This window comes from Sphingomonas sp. MM-1 (assembly GCF_000347675.2).
Classification (GTDB): domain Bacteria; phylum Pseudomonadota; class Alphaproteobacteria; order Sphingomonadales; family Sphingomonadaceae; genus Sphingomonas_E; species Sphingomonas_E fennica.
Genome location: NC_020561.1, coordinates 706,323 through 730,669 on the forward strand (window position 1 = coordinate 706,323; position 24,347 = coordinate 730,669).

Consider the following 24,347-nt stretch of genomic DNA (forward strand, 5'->3'; position numbering starts at 1 on the left):
TCTATCCATAACGGACCATTCGATCTCAAACGGGGGGAGCCGTTATGGGAGAGGGACAGGCGCTGGCCAGCGCGGCGATCGCGCTGCCGGCGGAGGTGGAACGCGGCCGGCGTATATCCTGGATCGATGCCACAAGGGGCATCGGCATCTTCCTCGTGGTGCTCGCGCATGCCGAACGCGGCTTCGTGGAAGCGGGCATGATGCCGCTTGATCCGGCGGTGCGGGATTTCGATGGCGCCATCTACGCCTTTCACATGCCCTTATTCTTCCTCCTGGCCGGCCTGCATGTCGAACAGGCGCTGGCGGCGGGCCGCCCGGCTTTCCTGACGGAAAAGCTGAAGGCCATCGCCTGGCCCTATCTGCTCTGGTCGACGCTGCATGTCCTCACCGTGATGGCCACGGGCAGCGCCAACAGGCCGCTCGATCTCCACGATCTTGCCGGCATCGGCGTGCGGCCCGTGGCGCAATTCTGGTTCCTCTATGCCCTGTTCCTTTGCTGCCTGGTCGTGGCGGCGGGCTGGGACCGGTTCCGCCTGCTGACGGTGATCGCCGGCACGGGCATCGCCGCGCACGCATATTTCGGCTCGGGCAACATGATCCTGCAAACCGCCCAGCTCTTTCCCTTCTTCCTCATGGGCATCGCGGTGGGCCGGTGGCCGGCGATGCGGGGCGAATATCTCGACACGCCCACGCTTGCGACCATTCTTCTGGGCGGCGCGCTGATCTTCGCCGCCACGCGCCTGCTGCAGACGGTCGTGGCGCTCGGCGGCGCCGATCACACCATCCTCTTCTATGTGGGCGCGGGCGCCGGCATCGCGATGACGACCACGCTCGCCATCATCCTGCGCGGCCGGATGCCCTGGCTGGTCCGCCTGGGCCAGGCATCGATGGCGATATATGTCGCCCATACCTTCTTCACGGCGGGGTTCAGGATGGCGGTGCAGAAGATGGGCCTCGCCCTCGATCCGGCATGGCTGCTGGCGATCGGCACGATTGTCGGCCTGCTCGGCCCCTTGGGCTTGTATGAATTTGCCGGGCGGCGGAAACTCTCGCCGATTCTCGGGTTGGGGAAATATGTCAGAAGCTGAACGTCCGCCGCACGCCGCCGCCCGTGTCGCCCCGCATGTCGCCATCGTCATCGTCAATTACCGCACCCCCGATCTCGCGCTGCGCTGCGTGGAGACGCTGGCCGCGGAGCGCGCGGCGCTGCCGGGCCTGGAAGTGGTGGTGGCCGATGGCGGATCGGGGGACGGATCGGCGGAAAAGCTGGCGGCCGGGCTTGCCGATCCCCGTTTCCAGGGCTGGGCCAGGCTGCTGCCGCTGCCGATCAACGGCGGCTTCGGCTGGGCCAACAACCAGGCAATGCTCCGCCTGCTCCAGCAAGACGATCCGCCGGATTATATCCACCTGCTCAACCCCGATACGGAGATCGCCCCCGGTGCCGTCGCCCTGCTCGCGCAATGGCTTGCCGCCCATCCCCGCCACGCGGCGGTCGGCAGCCAGCTTTTCCGGCCGGACGGCGCCACGGTGGGCAGCGCCTTCCGCTTCCCCTCGGTGGGCCGCGAATTCCTGCGTGGCAGCGCCACCCCCGCGCTAGGCCGCGCCTTCGGCATCCGGCCGACATTGGTGGAGGATGCCGGCGATCCCGATTGGGTGACGGGCGCCAGCGTGATGCTGCGCGCCGAGGCACTGCGCGAGGTCGGCCTGTTCGACGACGGCTTCTTCCTCTATTTCGAGGAGGTCGAGCTGATGCGCCGCCTGCGCGCCGCCGGCTGGGGCGTCGCGCATGAACCGCAAAGCCGCGTCTTCCATGTCGGCGGGGCCGCCACCGGCGTGAACGTGGCCAATGTCGCGCGCCGCCCGGCTTACTGGTTCAATTCGCGGCGGCGCTATTTCGTGCGGACCGGGGGCACCGCCACTTTGGTCGCGGCCACGCTCGCCTGGATGGCGGGCCGGGCATTATGGAAGCTGCGCGAGGCATTGCGGCTGACGCGCGGCCAGCCCGCCGCGGCGCCGGAGGCCACCGATCATCTCCGCCTCAGCCTGGCCCCGCGCCCCGGCGATCGCCGGCCCACCGTCGCCCGCTGGAACGACCCGCCCGATCAGCCGCCCGCCTGGATGGAAACCGCGCGATGACGGTGGACGGCCGCGTCGGCATCGTCGCCATCGGCCGCAACGAAGGGGAAAGGTTGAAGGCCTGCCTCCGCTCGCTGCCGCCCGGCGCGCCGGCCGTCTATGTCGATTCCGGCTCCAGCGACGGCAGCGTCGCCTTTGCCCGGTCGATGGGCGTGCGAGTGGTGGAGCTGGACATGGGCACCCCCTTCACCGCCGCCCGCGCCCGCAATGCTGGGCTGGAGGCGCTGGTCGAAACGGCAGGCGGCCAAGCGCCGGACTATGTCCAGATGATCGATGGGGATTGCACGCTCGATCCCGGCTGGCTGCCCGCCGCGCTGGCGGCGATGGATGCGGAGCCGGGCCTTGCCGTCGTCTTCGGCCGACGGCGGGAGCGCTTTCCCGAAGCCAGCATCTACAACCGCATGTGCGACCGTGAATGGAATGTGCCGGTGGGCGAGGCGCTGGCCTGTGGCGGCGATGCCTTGTTCCGCGCGCGCCCGCTGATCGCGGCCGGCGGCTATGATCCCACCCTGATCGCGGGAGAGGAGCCGGATCTCTGCGCCCGCCTGCGCGCCGCCGGCCACCGCATCCGCCGCATCGACGCGGAAATGACCCTGCACGACGCCGCCATGCACCGCTTCGGGCAATATTGGCGACGGGCCAGCCGCAGCGGCCATGCCTATGCGGAGCTGGCGTGGCGCGGGCGGGGGGCGCCCGATCCGCTATGGGCGCGGCAGGTGCGCAGCATCCTCGCCTGGGCCGGGCTGCTGCCGGCGGCGATCCTGCTCGCGCTGCTGGCGGGAATCTTCGGCACCCCGGCCGGCTTCGCGGTCGCGGCGGTGCTCGCCCTGGCCTATCCGCTCCAGATCCTCCGCCTCGCCCGCCGCGCGCGGGTGGCCGAGGACCCACCGGGCTTCGCCTTGCGCTGGGCGGCGCTGATCGTCGCCGGCAAGTTCGCCGAACTGTCCGGCGTCCTGCTCTATCACCGCCGCCGCCTGTCCGGCGCGGCCTCGCAGCTGATCGAATATAAGGGTTAGGCCGGCCGCCGGGCTTGGCCGACCACCTTCGCCGGGACGCCCATGGCGATGGAGTAAGGCGGAATATTGGTGAATATGACGGAATTGGCGCCGATCACCGAATGTTCGCCGATCGTGATGTTGCCGACGATGACCGCCCCGGCGCCGATGTCGACGCCATCGCCGATGATCGGCTTGGCGTTCAGATCCTCCATCGAACGGATGCCGAATGTCGTGTTCTGCCGGATGACCACGTCATTCCCGATCGCGCGCGCGCCCAGGATCATTCCCCCGAAATGTTCGAGCCTGACGCGGCGTCCGACCTTGACCGTGTAATCCAGCTTCATCCCGAACAGGATCTGGGCCAGCTTGTTGAGGAAACGGTAGGCCACCGTCAGCGGCATGCGCAGCGGCTTCAGCCGCACGCCCATACGCCAGTTGCCGAAGCGGTGGATGAACAGCATGAGGAAGCCCTGGCTCGACAGCTTGCTTCCGTTGGCGCGATAATCCTCGGCGACCAGAGACCAGAAGGAAATACCCGGCGGGTTCATGTTGCGGCTGCCATCGGGCAGCGGCGGCGCGCCCCCTTCCCCCTGGGCCATGAGGGTGGCGAAATCGCCGGCCGCATCCACCTGCGCGATCAGATCGCCCAGCGGCAGCCATTCCCAGCCCGCCGGCGCGCCATCGAGCGCACGCTCGAGCGCAAGCGCGACCTGCAAATGGCCAAGAGAATCGCCGCCCATCCCGGCAAAGCTCTGCGCCGGATCGACAGGCCGGCCCAGGCACGTCTCCAGCAGGCGCGCGAAGCTTTCGGGCTCGGCCTGCTCGTCCACGCGCAGGGCTTTGCCGGGATGGGCGGCGGGCTTGCCGTTCAGCAGGGTCGCCAGCATCGTGCGCTGAATCTTTCCGGTGTCGGTGCGCGGCAGGCTTTCGACCTCATGAACCGTGATGGCGCTGCGCGCATTGACGCCCAGCGCCTGGGCGTGGCTGGCAATCGCCTCGACAAGCTGGTCGCGCACCATCGACGTCGCGGGCGTCACGACCAGGCCAATGCCATCCCCGCGCAGGGGATCGGCCCGCCGCAGCAGCGCGAAATCGCCGGAATCGACCTGCTGCTCCTCCAGCGACCGGCGCACCGCGCTTTCGAGCAGATCGGGCGAAAGCTTGATGCCGGCGATGTTGATCACGTCATCGCCGCGGCCCAGAAAATAGAGGCGCCCATCCTCGATCCGGCCCATGTCGGACGTTTCCAGCCATTCGTCCCGGCCGATCGCTTGCCATTTGCCGCCGTCCAATATGCCGAGGGCGACGTGCGGCCCCCTGGTCTCGATGCGGCCGCGCGCATTGATGCGGATCTCCACGCCGCCGCGCGCCTCGCCCACCGAATCCAGCGTCTCCAAAGGCTCGCGGTCGATGCTCTGGAGCGTCGTGCGCGAAGCTTCGGTCAGGCCGTAATGCTGGACGATCCGGGCATTGGGCAAAGCCGCGCGAAGGGCGGCCTTTTCTTCCCCCGACATATATTGGCTGCCGATCTCCACCCAGCGCACGCGCTCCAGCTCGGCGCCGAACCGGTCGCGCGCCGCCAGGAAGATGCGCCACAGGGTGGGAACGGCCGAGATCGCGTTGATCTCGCCCGCCTGCAGCATCCGCTGGATCTCCTGAAGATCGAAGCCATGTTCGGGGATGAAGGCGCGCCCGCCCGCATTGAGGACGATGCGGCAGCGGGCGTAGCCGAAGGAGTGATAGACGGGAATGCCGATATATTCGCGGATTCCCTCGTCGATCGCCATCGCCTCGGTCACGCGGACCACGACGTCGTGGAGATTTCCGTGGCTCAGCAACACCGCCTTGGGCGTGCCCTGCGTTCCGGATGTAAAGGAAATCTGTGCCGGCTCGTCGCCCCCGCGGGAACGAAAGGGCATATCGATCCAGCCCGCGCCGCTTTCCGGTTCGGCGATATCGGTGGTGAACGTCTGTCGCAGCCGATAATCGTCGTCCGCGCGCGTCAGGGGCACGGAAATCCGGCCCCGTTCCAGATTGCCGATCATCTGGCGGACATAGCCGGCGCTGTTGGTGGCCACGACGCCAACGGTGGACATGCTTCGGAACGGGTTGGCGTTGAGTTCCGTCATGATTGCTCCAGCCCGTCGACGATCCGGCCGTCCGCATCGCGGCGTGCTGCACGGCCTACCCCCCGGATGCGAGCCATGGGTTCATCCCCTTTGAACGGGAGAATCCGGCCGAGGGCGGCGTCCGTTTCCGGCCGCTGCTCGCAGAAGGCATTGGGATGGCTTTGCAGATTCACGGGTCGCCGTCTCGCCATCTCCGTCCGGGCCGGCGGGACGATAGGGGCCCCACCGGCCGGCCGCAACCTATTCGGCCTTGCCCGTCCACCGCTTCATCCAGCCGAGCGTTTCGGCATACCATTGCAGGCTGTTCTTGGGCTTCAGCACCCAATGGTTCTCATCCGGGAACACCACCAGCCGCGACGGGATCTCGCGCCGCTGCAGGGCGGTGAAGGCCGCCAGCCCCTGCGTGTAAGGGATGCGGAAATCCTTTTCGCCATGGATCACCAGCATCGGCGTCTTCCACGCCGTCACATGGTTCACCGGGTTCCATTTCTCGAACTCTTCCGGGTGCTCGAAATAGGGGCCGCCATGCTCCCATTCGTCGAACCACAATTCCTCGGTCTCATAGGCCATGGCGCGGGCATCGAATACGCCGGCATGGGTGACGAGGCAGTTGAACCGGTCCGGCCAGTTGCCGGCGATCCAGTTCATCATATAGCCGCCATAGGAGCCGCCGAGCGCGCAGGCCCTGGTCCCATCCAGCCAGCCGAACTTCGCGGTCGCGGCGGCAAGGCCCTTCTGCAGGTCCTCCAGCGGCTTGCCGCCCCAATCCTTGTTGATCGCATCGGTGAAGGCCTGGCCGTAGCCGATGCTGCCGTGGAAATCGATCATCACCGCGCCGAAGCCGGCGGACGCCATCACCGCCGGGTTCCAGCGATAGGACCAGCCGTTGCCCATGGTCGATTGCGGGCCGCCATGGACGACGAAGGCCACCGGCACCTTGGCGCCCTTGCCCAGCCCCGCCGGCTTCACCGCATAGCCCCAGACGGTATCGCCATTGGCGCCGGCGAAGCTGAAGCGGGTGGCTTCCGGCATGTCGACGCCGGCAAGCTTGGCCGCGTTCACCTGCGTCAGCCGCGTCGGCTTGCCATATTCGTCCAGCGCGAACAGGTCGGCCGGCGCGGTCAGGCTGTCGAAGGTATAGACCAGCCCGTTGCCATTGGTGGCGATGCCGCCCGCCGAACCGTCGCCGGTCAGCCGGCGGATCTTGCCGGTGGCACGATCCACCTGGAAGATCGGCCGGTCGAAATGATCGTGCGCGGTGACGATCAGGCTGTCCGAATTGGGCGCCCACTGGATCGATTCCACCGAACGATCCCAGCCGTCGGTCAGCACCGTCACCTTGCCGGTCGCGATCTCCCGCAGGTGGATCACCATGCGATCCGCCTCATAGCCGGCGCGCGCCATCGCCGCCCAGGCCAGCCACTTCCCGTCCGGCGACACCGCCGGCAGGTTGTCCGTGCCCTTATTGTCTGCGGTCAGGTTCACCGGCCCGGTCGATCCGTCCGCCGGCACCGCGAAGATATCGAGATTGGTGGAAAGCGATTCGATCCGCCCCGCCTCGCGCAGCGCGAAATAGACGGTCTTGCCGTCGGGCGCCCAGGCGATCTCCTCGGCCCCGCCCTGCGGCTTGGACGGCGTGTCGCCGATCAGCCCGCCCATCAGCGAGCGGCCCTGCCCCTCGGCCTTGCCGTCCGCCACCGGCAGCACGAAGATCTGCGATCGCGTGCCATCCGCCCACATATCCCAATGGCGGACGAAAAGCCGGTCATAGGCGCGGCCGGACCCGGCGTTCGCATCCTTCTTCACCATCGCCGGCTCGGCCGAAGGCGCGCCGGGCAACCGGTCCGCCCACACCAGCAGCTTGTCTCCGGTCGGCGCCAGCAGGAAGCCGGCAATTCCCTCGCGGATGTTCGTCACCTGCACCGGGGCGGCGGCGCCTGCCGGCAGGCGCCACGCCTGGCCGTCGCCCGACTTGTCGGACAGGAACCACAGCGATCCATCGGCGGCGAAGGCGGGCGCGCTTTCGTTCACGGCGGGATCGGCGACGAGCTTCTCGGGCTTCGCACCCTTCGCCTTCAGGTCGATCCGCCACAGGTCCGTCCGGCCCTTGTTGGCGGCGAGGTCCGTCTCGCGCTGCTGCCACACGGCCCAGCGCCCGTCGGGCGATACGACCGGATCGGAAACGCGCGAAAGCCCGACCATGTCGAGCGCGGTAAGCGGGCGGGCGGCGACGGGCGCGGCGGCCGTGGCGAAGGCGAGCGCGGCGAGGCTCGCGGCGGTGAGTTTCTTCATGGGCGATGGGGATAGGGCAAGCGTGCGGAGTCGGGCAACAACGCGAAGCGGATTCCGCTTGGAAGCGCGGCCCTGGCGGCGCACAGAACGGTCGGCAGCACGGGAAGGCTACAGATGAACTTCAAGGATCGCGTTACCCTTACGGTCGAAAACCATGTCGCCGATGTCCGGCTGGCCCGGGCCGAGAAGATGAACGCCATCGACCCGGCGATGTTCGATGCGCTGGTGGAGGCGATCGACCATCTCGGCCGCCGCACCGATGTCCGCGCGGCCGTGCTGTCCGGCGAAGGCCGGGGTTTCTGCGCGGGGCTGGACATGGCCTCGATGGCGGGCGGCGAATTGCCGTTCCAGCTCGGGCCGCGATCCCATGGCCCGGCCAATGTCGTGCAGCAGGTGGCCTGGGGCTGGCGCGCCTTGCCCTTCCCGGTGATCGCGGCGGTGCATGGGGTGGCGCTGGGCGGCGGCTTCCAGATCATGTCGGGCGCGGACATCCGCCTCGGCCATCCGCAGGCGCGCTTCGCCATTCGCGAAGGCTGGTGGGGGCTGGTGCCGGACATGGCCGGCATCGCGCTGTGGCGCACGCTGGCGCGCGACGACGTGCTGCGGGAACTGACCTATACCGCGCGGGAATTCGACGGGGTCGAGGCGCAGGCGCTCGGCTTCCTCACCCGCACCAGCGATACGCCGCTGGAAGACGCGCTGGCGCTGGCGGCGGAAATCGCCGGCCGCAACCCGGATGCCGTGCGCGGCGCCAAACGCCTCTTCAACCTCGCCACCGATGGCGACGCCGCCGCCATCCTCCAGGCCGAAAGCGACGAGCAGCTCCGCCTGCTCGGATCGCCCAACCAGATGGAGGCCGTCATGGCCAACCTCCAGAAGCGGGCGCCCCGCTTCACGGACTGATCGGCCCCCGGCTTCCTATCGCGCCCAGAGCAGGCCCAGCACCGCGCCCTTCAGCGGCTGGATCATCGCCAGCGCCATGCCGGCGGCGACCAGCGGCCAGCCGATCATCTGGGTGAGCGTGCCGACATCGAACTGGATGTTCACTTCCACGATCACCGGCAGCAGCAGGTGGCCCGTCACCAATATCGCCAGATAGGCGGGAAAATCGTCGGCGCGCCGCTCGGCCCAGCGCTCGCCGCAGGCGGGGCAGGCCTCCACCGGCTTCAGGAAACGGCGGAACAGCCGCGCCCCGCCGCAGGCCGGGCACAGGCCGCGCAGGCCCCGCTTCAACGCCAGGCCCAGCGGCCGATCGCCCTTGGCACCCGTCCCCTTATCCGTCACTCCGCCCTCCGCCGGCTCCTGTGCAGGCGGAATCCGCCGGCCAGCTCAGCTCATAAGTCACCATGAAACCGTCATGGTCGGATAGCACCGGCCCGCTCGGGCCGCCATCGAACATCGCCTCCACCCGGATCGGCCGGATCGACACCGCATCGCCGGGCCAGAAGAATTGCAGGTCCTGCGTGTCCATCCACGGCTCGTCGCCGTCCCAGCTCATCCGCACGTCGCAGCCCGATTTCGGGTCCGCGCAGATGCGGTGAACCAGCTCCAGCGGCTGATAATGGCTGAAGGCGGCGAAGCGATCGATCGAATGGCGCATGTTGAAATCGCCGCCGAAGATCAGCGGATTGGCATCGTCGTTCGTTTCCGCAAGGAATTCGGCCGCTTCCTGCGACTGCCGCTTGTGCGCGGCCAGGTTGCGCACCGCCGGCGCCTTGGATGCCCCGCGCGAATTCATGTGCGTGCCATAGATGTCGATCTCACCCGGAACGCCGGGGATGGCGATCCGCCCCATCATGATCCCCTTGTTGGACAGGCAATCGAAGCCCGCGCACGCCTTGCGGCTATAGGCGCGCACCTGCGTCTCGATCAGCGGATAGGCGGATGCGATCGCCAGCCCGCTGCCCTTCAGCCGCAGGCCCACCTCGCCATGCTTCCACTTGGATTTGCCGGGCAGCGGCTCCTGCTTGATCTTCGGCGCCCTGGTCAGCCGGCTCGGCCCCGGCGCGATCGCCGGATAGCCGCTGTCGCGCACCGCCTTCTTGGCGGCGCGGCTGAACATCTCCTGCACCAGCACCACGTCCGGCGCGGTTCCCGCCGCGCGCATCGCCGCCAGCCGCTCGCCGATCTGGCGCAGTTGCACCGGCCGGCCCGACCGCGCCGGCCAGTCCAGCCCCTCGATATTGTAGGTCAGCACGCTGAGGCGGGTGGAGGCGGTCCTGCCGTCGGCCGAAACCGCGATGTCCGGGGCGCTAGCCGCGCCACACGCCATGGTCCGCAACGGCGGCGCGCCGGTGCAGCCCGCCAGCGCTGCGATCAGCCCGGCCGAGGCCAGCACGCAGAACGATCCGCCGGCGCCGCCCAAGGCTCAGCGCCCCTGCATGTTGCGGGATTCTCCGGGTATCCGCACCGTCAGGCTCTCCAGCCCCTCCGGTAGATAGACCTGGCATGCCAGGCGGGACCATCGGGTCACGCTCGCCGCCAGGTCCAGCAGGTCCTCCTCCATCTCGGTGGCTTCATCGAGCTTCGGGAAATCCTCCCGATCGACGATGACATGGCAGGTGGAACAGGCCATCTGCCCTTCGCAGGTTCCTTCCAGCGGCTGGCCGTTGGCCTGCGCCACATCCAGCAGCCGCGCGCCCGCCGGCGCCTCCACCTCGTCGATATGGCTGCCGTCGGCGGAGACGAACCGCACCGTCGTCATGCCGCCCACTCCATCTGCCGTTCCGCCGCCTCGCGGATCAGCGCCACCGCCTTGTCGATCTCATCCTCCGTCGTATATCGGCCGAAACCCAGCCGGATGCTCGACCGCGCCTGCGCATCGCTGAGCCCGATCGCCTTCAGCACATGGCTGGGCCGGCCCGATCCGCTGGCGCAGGCCGATCCCGCCGAAAAGGCGATCCCGCGCAGTTCCGATATCAGCCGCGCCGCATCCAGCCCGTCGCGCCGGAGATTGGCATTGCCCGGCCAGCGCGGGCTTTCCGCGCCGTTCAGCGTCCAGTCTTCCAGCCCCGCGCGCAATCGCCGCGCCAGCGCCTCGGCATGGATGCGGTCCTCCTCCATCCGCCCGAAGGCAGTCGCCGCCGCCGCGCCGAAGCCCGCCGCCAGCGCCGGGCTGACCGTGCCCGATCTTATGCCGCCTTCCTGCCCACCACCGTGGAGCAGCGCCGGCAGCGTTCGCCCTTCCGCCATCCACAGCGCGCCGATGCCGATCGGCCCGTAAATCTTGTGCGCGGAAATCGAAACGAAGTCCGCCCCCTCCGGGATCGGCAGCTTGCCATAACCCTGCGCGGCATCGACATGCACCAGCGCACCCGCGCGCCGCGCCATCTCAACGAGCGCCGCGATCGGCTGGATCACGCCGATCTCGTTATTCACGTGCATCACGGAAACCAGCGCGCAGCGATCGTCGATCGCGCCGGCCGCCGCATCGAGGTCCACCATCCCCTCGCGATCCACCGGCAGGACGACCGCCTCATATCCCTCGCGCGCCAGCGCGGCCGCGGTATCGAGCACGCAGGCATGCTCGGTCGCGATCGTCACCAGCCGGCGGCGGCCGCTGCCGGCCCTCCCCATGGCACCCCGAAGCGCCATGTTCACCGCCTCGGTCGCCCCGCCGGTGAAGATCAGTTGCCCGCCACGGAACGGCGCCGCCACCTGCGCCCGCGCCGCCTCCACCGCCGCCGCCGCCTCGCGGCCCGCGCGGTGGGGCGAATGGGGGTTGGCCGCCCGTCCGTCCAGCCAGCGCAGCATCGCCGCGCGCGCCTCGGGCGCCAGCGGCGTGGTCGCCTGATAGTCCAGATAGATGGGGCTCATGCCGCGCGCTTGCCCGCGTCCGCCGCCATCGCCGTCCAGACACGGATGAACTCATATATCTCGGCCCGCGTGGTCGAAGGGCCGAAGCTGACGCGGATCACCTCGCGCGCCTCCTCCTCGGGCCAGCCCATCGCCATCAGCACATGGCTGGGCTTCACGCTGCCCGAAGAACAGGCGCTCCCCGCCGAAACCGCGATGCCGGCGAGGTCGAAGCGGATCAGTTGCGAGGCCGCCGGCACGCCGGGCATGCGATAGGCGCCGATCGTGGGGATGCGCGGGCTCCCAGCCCCCACCACCACGCCGCCCGCCGCCGTCAGCGCCTTCTCCAGATGCTCGCGCAACTCCGCCGCCCGGCCCAGCCATTCGCGCCGCGCCTCCAGCGCGGCGGCAAAGCCCAGCGCCGCCGGCAGGTTCTCGGTGCCGGGGCGATAGCCCTTCTCCTGCCCGCCCGGCGCGTCCAGCGTGGCGAGATCGCGCACCAGCAGCGCGCCGATCCCCGGCGGCCCGCCCAGCTTGTGCGCGGAAACCGCGATGAAGTCCGCGCCCGCCGGCAGGGGCAGCTTCCCCGCCGTCTGCGCGCAATCGGCCAGCCACAGGCCGCCCTGCGCGCGCACCATCCCGGCCACGCGGTCCTCGGGCTGCAGGATGCCGGTCTCGTTATTGGCGTGCTGGATGGCGAACAGCGCGCCCGGCGCGTCCGGCAATGCCTGGACGATGCCGTCGCCGCCCACCGGCACCACCGGCTCCGCCGCCACGCGCCGCACCGCATCATGCTCGACGGCGGAAACCGCGACATCCGCCGCCTTGGCGCGGAGCAGCGCGATCGCCAGCGCCTCGCTCGCCCCGCTGGTGAAGATCAGCTCGCCGTCCCAGCCGAGTGCGGCGGCGGTCCGCGCCCGCGCATCCTCCAGCGCCGCCCGCGCCGCCCGCCCCTCGGCATGGGGGGAGGACGGGTTCGCCCAGCGGGCCAGCCCGTCGGCCATCGCGTCGCGCGCCTGGGGCAGGAGCGGCGTGGTCGCGGCATGGTCGAGATAGATGCGGGCGAGGGGCATTCGTGCTCCGACAAGATTGCGCGCGATAGTCCGCCCTCTATATAGGCCTGCAACTCCGCGCGCATCCACCCTTGCGCGCGATCCCTATTGTGTCAGCAGGTGCCGATGCCCGAAGTCATCTTTCCCGGACCCGAAGGTCGTCTCGAAGGCCGTTTCAATCCGGGGCCGCGCCCCCGCGCACCGGTGGCGCTGATCCTCCATCCCCACCCGCAGGGCGGCGGCACGATGAACAACCGCATCGTCCAGTCGCTCTACCAGACGTTCGTGAAGCGCGGTTTCGCCACCCTGCGCTTCAACTTCCGCGGCGTCGGCAAGTCGCAGGGCACGTTCGACAACGGCATCGGCGAGCTTTCGGACGCCGCCTCCGCGCTCGATTGGGTGCAGTCCATCCACCCCGAGGCGCAGACCACCTGGATCGCCGGCTTCAGCTTCGGCGCGTGGATCGGCATGCAGCTCCTGATGCGCCGGCCGGAGATCAAGGGCTTCATCTCGATCGCCCCGCCGGCGAACATGTATGATTTCACGTTCCTCGCCCCCTGCCCCTCCTCGGGCATCATCATCCAGGGCGATTCGGATGAGGTGGTGACGCCCAGCGCGGTGCAGAAGCTGGTCGACAAGCTCCGCACCCAGCGCCACATCACCATCCATCACGACGTGATCCCCGGCGCCAACCACTTCTTCGAGCATGAGATGCCCGAGCTGATGAAGTCGGTGGACGATTATCTGGACATGCGCCTCGCCACCGATCGCTGAAGATCGACCTGAACAGCCGCGCCGGGCCGGCTCAAGCGCCCGGCATTCTTACCACGAGGCTGGAATGCCTCGCCTGCCGCTCGGCTCAGACCGGCAAGGTCCAGAGCATCACATTGGCCAGCAGCACGGCGGCCGCGACCAGCATCAGCGCGCCTTTGCCCCGGCTGTGGCGCTTGCGCATCAGATAGAGGCCGCCCGCCACCAGGGCGAAGACGGCAAGCATCGCGATTGCCGGGGCGATGCCGGCCACGCCTTCGAGAATCGACTGCATATCGATCGCCTTAGCTTGCCGGCGCACAGTTTAGAAGAAGGCCGGATTCGAATCGATTCGTTCCGCGTCCGAACCGCCGTCCAACCTCCGCGGCCATATTTATTTTTCGCCCTCCAGCCGCCCGGATCGCCCGAAATCCGGCCCCTTCCGGCCGCAAATCCCGGCTGCGTCTCCCCCACCCCCGGAATCCAACTTTACAGGGGGGACCCCCGATCCTATGTAGCGCGTCCGCTGCCCCATGGGACTTCCACCGCAAGGCAGCCTTCTTGCCAACACTACCCCTGGAGGTCCCTTGAGTTGCACAAGCACCATAGCGCGCTGGGGCTAGCGACCGCCCCTACCGGCACCACCGGTGCCGTCGTCGCGAAGCTGCGCCCGGTCCAGCCGGTCACGCTCCTTCGTCCGCATGCCGCCCGCCGGGCCGCCCGATTCTTCGTAGAGAAGTTTCCGGGCCGGCCGATGTATGCGGTGAAGGCCAATCCCTCGCCCGAGCTGATCGCGCTCCTGTGGGAAAGCGGCGTCACGCATTTCGATGTCGCCTCGATCGCCGAGGTGCGGCTGGTCGCGGGCATCGTGCCGGAAGCCACGCTCTGCTTCATGCACCCGGTCAAGGCCGAGGAAGCGATCGCCGAGGCGTATCACGTCCATGGCGTGCGCACCTTCTCGCTCGATACCGAGGAGGAGCTGGCCAAGATCGTCCGCGCCACCAACGGCGCCCGCGACCTCACGCTCTGCGTGCGGCTCAGGGTCTCGTCGGATCATTCCAAGCTCAGCCTCGCGTCGAAGTTCGGCGTCGATGCGCGCGATGCGGCCCCCGTGCTGCTGGCCGCCCGCCAGGTCGCCGACACGCTGGGCGTGTGCTTCCACGTCGGCAGCCAGGCGATGACGCCCGCCGCCTATACCCAGGCGATGGAGCTGGTGCGCGCCGCGATCGTCGAGGCCGGCGTCACGGTGGACGTGGTCGATGTCGGCGGGGGCTTCCCGTCCGTCTATCCGGGCATGGAGCCGCCGTCGCTGGAAGCTTATTTCGCAGCGATCCACGAAGCGTTCGAAAGCCTGCCCGTCAGCTATTCGGCCGAATTGTGGTGCGAGCCGGGCCGCGCGCTGTGCGCCGAATATGCAAGCCTGCTGGTCCGCGTCGAAAAGCGCCGGGGCGAGGAACTCTACATCAACGACGGCGCCTATGGCGCCCTGTTCGATGCGGCGCATGTCGGCTGGCGCTTCCCGACCGAACTGGTCCGCGAAAGCGGATCGGACGCGAAGGACATGGCGTTCAGCTTCTATGGCCCCACCTGCGACGATCTGGACCATATGGCCGGCCCGTTCATGCTGCCCGCCGATATCGCCGCCGGCGATTATATCGAGATCGGCATGCTGGGCGCCTATGGCTGCGCGATGCGCACCGGCTTCAACGGCTTCACCGCCGGGGAATCGGTGATCGTCGAGGATGAGCCCATGGCCAGCCTCTATCGCACCGAAACGGAACCCGCGGTTCCGTCCAACGTCATCACGCTGTAAGACGACATCCTTCTATTTGCCGTCATGCCGGCGAAGGCTGGCATCTCGCGAAGCACGGGTTCGCTCGCTTCCCGGGATCCCAGCCTTTGCCGGGATGACGGCCAGTTTGCATTTCGAGGAACAACCATGAACGACGCCCCCACCAACGATACGCGCAAGGCGGATCTGCTCTCCACCGTCGTTGAGCATATCGACATCAAGAGCTTCGACGCGCGTCCCATCGTCGATGCGATGGGCAAGATGAGCTTCACCAGCCGCGATCTGGCGCGGGCGACCGGCATCTACAATCAGATGCTCGCCGATCCGGATTGCTCGATCTTCCTGGTGATCGCGGGCTCCACCTCGGCCGGCGGCTGCATGGACCTCTATGCGGAGCTGGTCCGTTCCAACATGGTGGACGGCGTGGTCGCGACCGGCGCGTCGATCGTCGACATGGATTTCTTCGAGGGCCTCGGCCACAAGCATTATCAGGCGCTCGAGGTGCCGGACGACAACACGCTGCGTTCGCTCTACATCGACCGCATCTACGACACCTATATCGACGAGGAGCAGCTTCAGGACTGCGACCACACGATCGGCAAGATCGCGGATTCGCTGGAGCCGAAGGCCTATTCCTCGCGCGCCTTCATCCGCGAGATGGGCAAGTATCTGGCCGAGCACGGCAAGAAGGAGAACAGCCTCGTCAAGCTCGCCTACGAGCATGACGTGCCGATCTTCTGCCCGGCCTTCGTCGACAGCTCGGCGGGCTTCGGCCTCGTCAAGCACCAGGTGGAGCGCGCCAAGGAGGGCAAGCCCTACATGGTGCTGGATGCCATCGCCGATTTCCGCGAGCTGACGGACATCAAGATCAAGGCGGGCACCACCGGCCTGCTGATGATCGGCGGCGGCGTGCCGAAGAACTTCATCCAGGATACCGTGGTCTGCGCCGAGATCCTCGGCCACGAGGATGTGGAGATGCACAAATATGCCGTGCAGATCACCGTGGCGGACGTGCGCGACGGCGCCTGCTCTTCCTCGACGCTGAAGGAAGCGGCGAGCTGGGGCAAGGTCGATACCGCACTCGAGCAGATGGTCTTCGCCGAGGCCGGCTCGGTGATGCCGCTGCTCGCGTCGGACGCCTATCATCGCGGCCACTGGAAGACCCGCGCGAAGCGCGCCTGGGGCCGCATCTTCGATTGATGCGGCCTGGGTCGGCCGAGATCCGATCCTCGCCGGAAATCCACCCCGCGCCGGCCCTCCGGCGCGGGGTTTTCCATATGGATTTCAGGCGGGGTCCATCAGGTCCGGCAGCATGCTGTTCAGCAGCGGCAGGGCGGTTCCGCAGAAGGCGCATTCCGCCGTCCTGCGGCCCACGAACCAGTGCATCTTCCCGCAGCCCGGGCAGTGGTTCACTTCATTGGCACGATAAAGCAGGCGATAACCGACGGATTCCAGTTCGGTCGGGGAAAAATGCTTGGTCATGAACTCCTCCCAAGATGCCGCCTATTACGCTCTCCCGTCTCCGAGCCCGCCCGCGTCGAACGGCTCGGCTCTGATATACCACGCGCCATCGGCAACGCCGAATGAACAGTGCGGGTTCCGCCGCCTTCCGCTGCCCTTCCGGGCATGGACAGGCCGCGACGAGCCGATTAGCCAATGGGGACAGCCTGTTGAGGAGAGATCATCTTGGATCGCCGTTCGTTCATGACCAATGCGGGGGTGCTCGCGCTTTCAACCACGCTGCCCGCGATGGCCAATGCCCAGGGCAATGCGGCCGGCGCGCGACAGTCCGCCGCCGGCCCCGCCGATGCCCAGCTCCGCTCACTGCTGGACAAGATGTTCTACGCCCGGATCGACGACAGCCCCGAGCAGGCGACCCGCCTCGGCCTCGACAAGGGCGATCGCGCCGCGCTCCGTTCCCGGCTGGACGACGAATCCGCCGCCGCGCGCGAACGGCAGGCCGCGCACCGCCGCAACGATCTCGCAGCGCTCCGCAAGATCGATCCCGCGAAGCTCGGCGCCGCCGCGCGGATCGACTATGACGTCGTCGAATATCAGCTCAGCCGCGATATCGCCGCCACCGATCGCTTCCGCTACGGCCAGTCGGCCGGCCGCTTCGCGCCCTACACGATCAGCCAGCTCACCGGCCCCTATCGCGACGTTCCCGATTTCCTGGATTCGCAGCATCGCGTGGCGGCCCTCGCCGATGCGGATTCATACCTCGCCCGCCTGTCGGCCTTCCCCAAGGCGCTGGACGACAGCCTGGAACAACAGCGCGCCGATGCCGCCAAGGGCGTCTTCGCGCCCGATTACATCCTCGATACCACGCTGAAGCAGCTCGCCGCGCTTCGCGATCAGCCGGCGGCGCAGACGGTGCTGGTCGCCTCCTTCGCCGCGAAGCTGAAGGCTGCCAACATCTCCGGCGATCACGCGGCCCGCGCCGAGAAGATCGTCCAGAACGAGGTGTTCCCCGCGCTCGATCGCCAGCGCCAGCTCGTCACGGACCTGCGCGCCAAGGCGACCCACGACGCCGGTGTCTGGCGCCTCCCCGATGGCGAGGCTTATTATGCCGCCGCCGCCGAGGCCGCGACCACCGTGCCCCTGAGCGGCGACGAGATCCATCGCCTCGGGCAGGAGCAGGTCGCCCAGATCTCGTCCGAGATCGACGGCATCCTGAAATCGCAGGGGATGACGCAGGGCACGGTCGGCGAACGCATGGTCGCGCTCAACCAGCGGCCGGACCAGCTCTACGCCAATACCGACGAAGGCCGCGCCGCGCTGCTCGATCAGCTCAACAGCCAGATCAAGGCGATGTATGCCCGCCTGCCCGAAGCGTTCGCCACGCTGCCCAAGGCCCCGGTCGAGGTCCGCCGCGTGCCGCCGCACATCCAGGCGGGCGCGCCGGGCGGTTATTATCAGAACGCCTCGCTCGATGGCTCGCGCCCGGCGATCTACTTCATCAACCTGCGCGATACGTTCGACCGGCCGAAATTCGGCCTGGCCACCCTCACCCATCACGAGGCGGTGCCGGGCCATCACCTGCAGGTCAGCCTCGCGCTCGAATCGACCGAGATCCCGCTGATCCGCCGCCGCAGCTTCTTCAGCGGCTACAGCGAAGGCTGGGCGCTCTATTCGGAGCAGCTCGCCGACGAGATGGGCATGTTCGAGGGCGATCCGCTGGGCCGCGTCGGCTATCTCCAGTCGCTCCTCTTCCGCGCCACCCGCCTCGTGGTGGATTCGGGGATGCACGCCAAGCGCTGGAGCCGCGAGCAGGCGACCGATTATTTCATCGCCACCACCGGCATCGCCCGCGGCCGCAGCCAGGGCGAGATCGATCGCTATACCGTCTGGCCCGGCCAGGCGTGCAGCTACAAGATCGGCCACACCGTATGGACGCGCCTGCGGGACGAGGCGAAGGCCAAGCAGGGCGACGCCTTCGATATCAAGGCGTTCCACGATGTGCTGCTGCTTGGCGCGATGCCGCTGACCGTGCTGGAACGGATCGTCCGCGCCCGCATCGCCTGATCGCCTCCGCCCCGGCGGCGCCGTTCCCGCGGCGTCGCCGGGCGCATCATAGCAGCCATTCGATCGGCAGCAGCGAAAGCAGGCGGATGCCGCCGCGCTGCCAGGCGCGCGTGCCGGGCTCGGTGCGGTGGGTCACGATGCCGCCGTCGCGCCGTTCCAGCCAGGCCAGCCGGCCGCCCGGCTCCAGCACCACCTCATAGGCGCGCTCGGGGATGTCGCCCGCGAAGGCCGCCTGCATCTCGCCCGCCAGCTCCGGGCTTTCGATCACGAAGCCCAGCTCCGTATTGAGGTGGATCGATCGTGGATCGAAGTTGAACGATCCGATGAAGGTCCGCTCGCGATCCACGGCGAAAGTCTTGGCGTGCAGCGTCGACGCGCTCGATCGCAGCACCTGCCCCGATCCGCCCGATCCGCCGCCCGATCCCAGCGTGGAGCCCGCACCCGATCCCGTCCCGATCAGCTTTCGCCGGCGCCGGTTGCCGCCCGCGGGCGGGCCGCGCATCTCGAACAGGCGCACGCCGGCCTCCAGCAGCGCACGCCGCCGCCCGGCATAGCCGGCATGGACGAGCCACACGTCGGTCGCCTCGAAGGCGTTGGTCAGGATATTCACCTCCACGCCCCCCGCGCGGAGCGCGGCGAAGGCGTCCACGCCGGCAGCCGTCGGCACGAAATAGCCGGATACCAGATCCACCTCCCGCTTCGGGTGGCCCAATATCCCGCGCAGCGACGCGCCCAGCAGCCCCTCCGGCGCGGCGCGGCCCACGCCCTTGGCGGGATCGTCGCTCACCATCCGCACCTCGGCCCAGCGGAAGGGAAGGTCCTTGCGGATGAAGGCGTTTATGATCGGCAGCGCTTCCACCGCGCGCATATAATCGCGCGCGGCAGGCTCCCGCGCGGCCCTGGCGGCCGCCTCCGCGATCGTCTCCGCCTGTTCGCGCCCGACCGCGGGCAGGATGCGCGCCGCCGGATAGGCCGACGCGCTGGCCCAGTAACGGTCGAAATCGCGCGACACCGCCTCCACCACCGGCCCGATCGCCAGCACGTCGAGATCGGCGAACAATCCCTCGTCGCGGGCGCCGAAATATTCGTCGCCGATGTTGCGGCCGCCGATGATCGTCGCCTGATTGTCGGCGGTGAAGCTCTTATTGTGCATCCGCCGGTTCAATCGCGGGAAATCGGCCAGATATCCCAGCATCTTCGGCCGGCGCAGCACGAAGGGATTGAACAGCCGGATCTCGATACCGGGGTGGCCATCCAGTGCGGCCAGCCCCTCATCCATCCCGCTGATGCCGTTATCGTCCAGCAGCATCCGCACCCGCACGCCGCGATCGGCGGCGGCACGCATCTCCTCCAGCATCAGCGTGCCGGAAAGGTCGGCGTGCCAGATATAATATTGCACATCCAGGCTGCGCACCGCCGCCCGCGCCAGCAGCATGCGCGCGGCAAAGGCATCGCGCCCGTCGTCCAGCACATGGATGCCGGAAAGCTCCCCTCGCCCTTCCCGCGCCGCCGCCGCGCCGCGCCCCAGCGGCGTATCGGCGGTATCGCCAAAGGCACGGGACGGCGCGCGCGGCTCCAGCGGCGGCAAGGGGTTGAGCAGGCGGATGACAATGCCGGCGGCCAGCAGCAGAAGGAGGGCCAGCCCCAGCAGCTTCAGCAGCAGCACGATCATCCTTCCGATGCCTTCCCGGCTGCCGGCTCAGCGTGGCGCCGCTTCGTCGATCCGCGTCCAATATTGCGATTTGCAGCCGACGCCCGCGAACAGGCATCCCCTGGCGCGCAGGGTGCCGCCGCCGTCGGTGACGGTCAACGTGCCCGAGAAAGTCTTGTTCATGTCCGGCACGAACACCTTGCCGCGCCAGATATCGTTCTTGCCGGGGCGGAAATCGCGGAACAGCTCGGTCCCCACCAGATTTTCGGTGCCGCCTTCGCGCGCATCCGCCTTGGCCTTGTCGTTCGCCCATTCGACGGTGCCGCACAGCCGCGCCCCGCACGGGTGGGTGCGCACGCGCACGCTATCCTTGGGATTGCGCCACAGGCCGTAATAAGGCTCGGCCGAAGCCGCCGCCGGCCAGCACAGGGCCAGCAGCGACGCGGCCGCGATCGGGAGGGAACAGGGCTTCACATCCAGGGCTCCATATCGGAGCCGTAACGCTCTACCCCGCACCGCGTTCCCCGATCAGCGCCGTCACCAGCGGCTGCATCCGCTCGTCGAAGCGCGCCAGCACGGCATGGTCCTCGGCCGCGTCGAAATGCGTCACCAGCGTTTCGCCCGTCCACTGATGCAGCGCGAAGCCGGGGGCACCGGCCACGATCATCGGCCGATCGTCGGGCAGCGCCGGGTCCATCGGCGCCAGCGTCAGCGCCACCTGCGGCGCGGTGGACGGGCACACGATCATCGGCCGGCCGCGCCAGCCAGCCACCATCGGCCGGTGGATATGGCCGCCCACCATGGCGACGATGTTGCGATGCCCCGCCAGCGCCGCATCCAGCCGGCCGATCCAGGCCTCCTCCGGGTCCGTCGTCATCCAGGCGATGCCGGTATCGATCGGCGGATGATGAAGCACGATCATCGTCGGCCGGTCCGGCGCCTCGGCCACGCGATCGGCCAGCCAGCGCGCCCGCGTCTCGCAGAAGGCGCCGCCGTGGCGGCCTTCCTCCAGCGTATCCAGCACCAGCAAGCGCAGCGGCCCGGCGTCGATGGCATATTGAACGAAGCCGTCCGCCACCGGGATTTCGGGAAAGACGGCGCGAAAATGGGCGCGGTCGTCATGATTGCCCAGGCACGGCCAGGCGGGCACGGGCAGCGCCTCCAGCGCCTCGCGCAGCCGGCGGTAAGAGGCCACGTCGCCGCGATCCACCAGATCGCCCGTCGCCAGCACCAGATCGGGCCGCCGATCCATATGGGCCAGCAAATGGATCACCCGGTCCAGCCGCTTGCGGTTGAACTCCGCCGGATTGTCCGGGTCGAAGCCCAGATGCATGTCGGTAATCTGGGCGATCAACATCGGTTGCGCAGCACCTTTCCCCCGTTCCTCGCCCGCGGCGGACTTGACGCCCGCTTTCCCCACCCCGTCAAGCGCGAGCACCGCCAGCCTGCCAATATCCCCATCCGGCCGCTGTGATCGGCGGCACAGCCCGCACGCGGCCGCTTGCTCCCCCTCAGCTTCCGCCGGCCGCCTGCGGCCCGCGCCACGGCCGGGCGCCGGCCTCGCGCTCGCGCATGCTGCGCACCATCGCCGGCGCCTGCCCGTCCATGTGATAATCGTGGCACATGGCGCAGGACGAAGGCACCGCCTTGGCCGCATCCTCGCCGCCATGGCAGGCCCGGCAGGTGGCGATGCCGGGCAGCAGCACGTCCGCCGCCGTGGCGGATTTCCGCGCCGCGTGGCAGCTCTCGCAGCTCTCGCCGGCATGGCTCTTATGGTCGAACCAGCCCTTCGCCATATAACGCTGCGGCAGGCGCACGGGCACCACGCCCCAATCGGCCGCCGCAAGCGATGTCGGCGGGGTCACCGCATGGCAATCGAAACAGGCGCCGCCTTCAGAAAAGGCCGCCCGGATCGCCTGGTCCGCGCGCGCCGGCCGCAGCGCCGCCGCCTGGTTGAAGGCCGCGCTGGTCCGCAACATCATCGCCTCGCCCGGCCGGCGCCGCGCCATCCCGTCGAGGTTGATCGGCGCCACCGGCCCGGTCGACCGATAGAAAGCGCGCAGATCGGCCACCACCTGCCGGGGATCGCCATGGCGCAGTGTGCGGACGGTATCGCCCACCCGATCGAAGGCTAGGCTGTGGCATATCTGGCAATCCTTCTCCATCGACACCGGCTGGAAGCGGGCGCCCGTGGAATCGGGCACATGGCAGTCGGCGCAAACCAGGCTGTCGCCGAAGCCCTGCTCCACCTTCATCGTCCGCGCCATCGCCGCAACGCCGCCATTGGCGGCAAGGTGGATGTCGTGGGGGAATTTCAGGCCATTATCCTCCAGCGGCCGCGCATCCAGCGAAAGCCGCTGCACGATCGGCCGGTCGCCCGGATTGGTCGCTACCGCCGGGCGGAACTGGGGATGGTCGCGGCCGAAATCGGATGCGTTCAGCACCTTGGTGTCGGTCAGCCGTTGGTCCATGCCGCCATGGCAGTCGCTGCAGAAGCGTTGCTCCGTCACCGGCATCGCCTTCGCGCCCTCATGCTCGACATGGCAGGCGACGCAGCGGCCCTCCGGGATGCCGAACATGCCGGCCACGGCGCGCTGGGCCTTGGCGCCGGCCCCCGGCTGCGGCTTGGCCACCGCCAGCCGCAGCGGATCGGCATGGCCGTGCACGCCACCATGGCAGGCGACGCAGGCTTCGTCGCGCACCGCCTCGCCCGGCTTCACATGGCAGGCCTTGCAGTCATTCTCCAGATTGGCGTGGGCGAGGCTCAGCCTGCCCGAAGACCACATCTGGTCGGCATGGAAGGCCACCTCCCGGCGCGCGCCATCGGCCGGCTGATGGTTAGTGAAGAAGGACCATAAGGGCCAGGCGAGGAACAGCGCCAGCACCGCGATCGCCAGCGCCCAGGCGGTCGCGCGCCGGCCCGGCGCCACGCCGGCCAGCGAGAAGGCGCGCTGCTCGTCCCGCGCTTCCGATGCCTCGGAAAGCGCGCCGACCCGCTCGACCGAGATGATCGTCGCGCCGCGCTCGTCGCCCTCGCCCGCCGCCACGGTCAGCATATGGCTGCCGATGCGGATATTCGCGCCGCGCGCCACGTCGATCGTCTCGCGCATGGTCGATCGGCCGTTCACGTCCACCGGCAGGCCGGACGTGGCGGCGATCTCGATCCGGCCGGGGCCGGCCTCGCGGATCTCGGCGTGGCGCAGCGTCACGGCGAGGTCGGGCAGGTGGATGTCGCTGTCCGCCTCGCGGCCGATGCCGATCGGCCCGGCGGCGAAGGTCTGCGGGCGGACGATCTCGCGGCCGTCGGCCGTGCGCGCGATCTGGCGGACGATGAAGATCATGCCGCCGCGCCTACCAGTAGAAGAAGACGGAGAAGATGTGGGCGAACAGCGCCGCGATCAGCGCGAAGGTCAGCGGCACGTGCACGTAAAGCCATATCTCCAGCAGGGCCTTCAGCTTCAGGTGCTGGCGGATGCGCGCGAGCGCCGCTTCCTTCCGCTCCAGCAGCACGTCGATCCGTTCCAGCGCATCGTCGCCGATCGCCGGCCGCGGGCCGGTCTCGATCCGGATCGCTTCCTGCGCCGCGCGCGTCCCGCATTTCGGATAACGGCCGGTCAGCCTCGCGATCAGCCCGCCACCGAAAGGATCGTCGTCCAGCGACATGCGGACGATCTCGGCGTGGCGCTGGCCCAGCGGCTGGGCCGCCTCATGCAACTGCCGGTCGAGCTGGCGGAGATTGTCCAGCATCTGCGCCTGCGTCGTCTCGCCCCGGTTGGCGCTCAGCACGCGCGGCAGGGTGGAATAGACGGCGATGCCGTAAATCCCCGAGATGATGACGATCATCATCAGCGCATAGGCCAGCGTGTGGACATTCCACCCGAACTGGAAGCCCGTGTGCAGCGTGCCGATCACCACCAGCGAAAGGCCGAGATACACATGCGCCGAAGTCCACGCCTTCAGCGACCAGCGTCCCCGGGTCATCGCCCGCTTGCGCACGCCCAGCAGGGTCAGCCACAGGATCAGCCCCGCGCCGATCGTGCCCAGCGTATAGCCATACCATGATCCGCCATTGGGCCGGGGCCGCGCATCGTGGAAGGCGTAGATCAGGATCGCAGCCAGCGATATCGCCAGCGCCAGCTTCAGCCAGCGATAGCCGCGATAGCGCAGGAAGCCTTCATGCTGCGCCGCGCCGCCCGCGTCGAGCGGCCTCGCCCCCCTCGTCGCCAC

Annotated in this window: 22 protein-coding genes; 8 read left to right on the forward strand and 14 right to left on the reverse strand. The window is 68.6% G+C overall.

The window, feature by feature from the left end:
* Positions 1–44: 44 nt before the first annotated feature.
* Genes G432_RS03410 through G432_RS03420 form a run of 3 tightly spaced genes read left to right on the forward strand, consistent with a single transcriptional unit; the run spans position 45 to position 3,152 of the window.
* Positions 45–1,088 (forward strand): acyltransferase family protein, encoded by a 1,044-nt coding sequence (locus tag G432_RS03410; protein ID WP_015457418.1) that lies wholly within the window; start codon positions 45–47, stop codon positions 1,086–1,088.
* Positions 1,075–2,136, forward strand: a complete 1,062-nt coding sequence (locus tag G432_RS03415) for a glycosyltransferase family 2 protein (RefSeq protein ID WP_015457419.1) — start codon at positions 1,075–1,077, stop codon at positions 2,134–2,136. Before G432_RS03410 ends, G432_RS03415 begins: the two co-directional genes overlap by 14 nt.
* On the forward strand, positions 2,133–3,152 hold the full coding sequence (locus G432_RS03420; RefSeq protein WP_015457420.1) for a glycosyltransferase family 2 protein: 1,020 nt from the start codon (positions 2,133–2,135) through the stop codon (positions 3,150–3,152). Before G432_RS03415 ends, G432_RS03420 begins: the two co-directional genes overlap by 4 nt.
* Here G432_RS03420 and G432_RS22285 read toward each other — a convergent pair.
* Both G432_RS22285 and G432_RS03435 read right to left on the reverse strand, forming a co-directional pair.
* Positions 3,149–5,263, reverse strand: a complete 2,115-nt coding sequence (locus tag G432_RS22285; protein ID WP_015457421.1) for an AMP-binding protein — start codon at positions 5,261–5,263, stop codon at positions 3,149–3,151. The genes G432_RS03420 and G432_RS22285 overlap by 4 nt on opposite strands.
* 240 nt (positions 5,264–5,503) lie before the next feature.
* The gene (locus tag G432_RS03435) at positions 5,504–7,555 is read right to left on the reverse strand and encodes a S9 family peptidase (RefSeq protein WP_015457422.1); all 2,052 of its coding nucleotides are present in this window, start codon (positions 7,553–7,555) and stop codon (positions 5,504–5,506) included.
* Between the two features lie 114 nt (positions 7,556–7,669).
* Between G432_RS03435 and G432_RS03440 the strand changes: the two genes are divergently transcribed.
* Positions 7,670–8,458 (forward strand): crotonase/enoyl-CoA hydratase family protein, encoded by a 789-nt coding sequence (locus tag G432_RS03440; RefSeq protein ID WP_015457423.1) that lies wholly within the window; start codon positions 7,670–7,672, stop codon positions 8,456–8,458.
* Positions 8,459–8,473: 15 nt separating this feature from the next.
* On the opposite strand, the gene G432_RS03445 is transcribed toward G432_RS03440, so the two are convergent.
* Genes G432_RS03445 through G432_RS03465 form a run of 5 tightly spaced genes read right to left on the reverse strand, consistent with a single transcriptional unit; the run spans position 8,474 to position 12,423 of the window.
* Complete coding sequence (locus G432_RS03445) at positions 8,474–8,839, reverse strand: DUF983 domain-containing protein (protein ID WP_015457424.1); 366 nt, start codon at positions 8,837–8,839, stop codon at positions 8,474–8,476.
* Positions 8,829–9,920 carry an endonuclease/exonuclease/phosphatase family protein gene (locus tag G432_RS03450; RefSeq protein WP_015457425.1) on the reverse strand — a complete coding sequence of 364 codons (1,092 nt, stop codon included), beginning with the start codon at positions 9,918–9,920 and terminating at the stop codon, positions 8,829–8,831. The genes G432_RS03445 and G432_RS03450 overlap by 11 nt, the downstream gene beginning before the upstream one ends.
* A 3-nt stretch (positions 9,921–9,923) precedes the next feature.
* Positions 9,924–10,259 carry a 2Fe-2S iron-sulfur cluster-binding protein gene (locus G432_RS03455; protein ID WP_041865122.1) on the reverse strand — a complete coding sequence of 112 codons (336 nt, stop codon included), beginning with the start codon at positions 10,257–10,259 and terminating at the stop codon, positions 9,924–9,926.
* Positions 10,256–11,371: a cysteine desulfurase family protein gene (locus G432_RS03460; protein ID WP_015457427.1), complete on the reverse strand. Its 1,116-nt coding sequence runs from the start codon at positions 11,369–11,371 to the stop codon at positions 10,256–10,258. Before G432_RS03460 ends, G432_RS03455 begins: the two co-directional genes overlap by 4 nt.
* On the reverse strand, positions 11,368–12,423 hold the full coding sequence (locus tag G432_RS03465) for a cysteine desulfurase family protein (protein WP_015457428.1): 1,056 nt from the start codon (positions 12,421–12,423) through the stop codon (positions 11,368–11,370). Before G432_RS03465 ends, G432_RS03460 begins: the two co-directional genes overlap by 4 nt.
* Before the next feature lie 105 nt (positions 12,424–12,528).
* On the opposite strand from G432_RS03465, the gene G432_RS03470 reads away from it, so the two are divergent.
* A complete protein-coding gene (locus G432_RS03470) occupies positions 12,529–13,176 on the forward strand; it encodes an alpha/beta hydrolase (RefSeq protein WP_015457429.1) in 648 nt (215 codons plus the stop codon).
* Between the two features lie 85 nt (positions 13,177–13,261).
* Here the strand turns inward: G432_RS03470 and G432_RS03475 are convergent, their stop codons facing one another.
* Positions 13,262–13,447, reverse strand: a complete 186-nt coding sequence (locus G432_RS03475; RefSeq protein WP_015457430.1) for a hypothetical protein — start codon at positions 13,445–13,447, stop codon at positions 13,262–13,264.
* 297 nt (positions 13,448–13,744) lie between these two features.
* Here G432_RS03475 and G432_RS03480 point away from each other — a divergent pair, with 297 nt between their 5' ends.
* Both G432_RS03480 and G432_RS03485 read left to right on the forward strand, forming a co-directional pair.
* Entirely contained in the window at positions 13,745–14,965 is a 1,221-nt protein-coding gene (locus G432_RS03480) for an Orn/DAP/Arg decarboxylase 2 (RefSeq protein ID WP_015457431.1), read from the forward strand.
* A gap of 126 nt (positions 14,966–15,091) precedes the next feature.
* Complete coding sequence (locus G432_RS03485; protein WP_015457432.1) at positions 15,092–16,144, forward strand: 1,9-bis(guanidino)-5-aza-nonane synthase; 1,053 nt, start codon at positions 15,092–15,094, stop codon at positions 16,142–16,144.
* 84 nt (positions 16,145–16,228) lie between these two features.
* Here the strand turns inward: G432_RS03485 and G432_RS03490 are convergent, their stop codons facing one another.
* Entirely contained in the window at positions 16,229–16,426 is a 198-nt protein-coding gene (locus G432_RS03490) for a hypothetical protein (protein ID WP_015457433.1), read from the reverse strand.
* A 204-nt stretch (positions 16,427–16,630) separates the two neighbouring features.
* On the opposite strand from G432_RS03490, the gene G432_RS03495 reads away from it, so the two are divergent.
* A complete protein-coding gene (locus tag G432_RS03495) occupies positions 16,631–18,469 on the forward strand; it encodes a DUF885 domain-containing protein (RefSeq protein ID WP_015457434.1) in 1,839 nt (612 codons plus the stop codon).
* A gap of 46 nt (positions 18,470–18,515) precedes the next feature.
* Here G432_RS03495 and G432_RS03500 read toward each other — a convergent pair whose 3' ends face one another.
* From G432_RS03500 to G432_RS03520, 5 genes are all read right to left on the reverse strand, one after another.
* The gene (locus G432_RS03500) at positions 18,516–20,141 is read right to left on the reverse strand and encodes a phospholipase D family protein (protein WP_015457435.1); all 1,626 of its coding nucleotides are present in this window, start codon (positions 20,139–20,141) and stop codon (positions 18,516–18,518) included.
* A 27-nt stretch (positions 20,142–20,168) separates the two neighbouring features.
* A complete protein-coding gene (locus G432_RS03505) occupies positions 20,169–20,594 on the reverse strand; it encodes a DUF2147 domain-containing protein (protein WP_015457436.1) in 426 nt (141 codons plus the stop codon).
* 31 nt (positions 20,595–20,625) lie between these two features.
* Positions 20,626–21,477 carry a phosphodiesterase gene (locus G432_RS03510; RefSeq protein ID WP_015457437.1) on the reverse strand — a complete coding sequence of 284 codons (852 nt, stop codon included), beginning with the start codon at positions 21,475–21,477 and terminating at the stop codon, positions 20,626–20,628.
* Positions 21,478–21,631: 154 nt separating this feature from the next.
* Positions 21,632–23,461, reverse strand: a complete 1,830-nt coding sequence (locus G432_RS03515) for a cytochrome c3 family protein (protein ID WP_015457438.1) — start codon at positions 23,459–23,461, stop codon at positions 21,632–21,634.
* Between the two features lie 10 nt (positions 23,462–23,471).
* Positions 23,472–24,347 carry a hypothetical protein gene (locus G432_RS03520; RefSeq protein ID WP_015457439.1) on the reverse strand — a complete coding sequence of 292 codons (876 nt, stop codon included), beginning with the start codon at positions 24,345–24,347 and terminating at the stop codon, positions 23,472–23,474.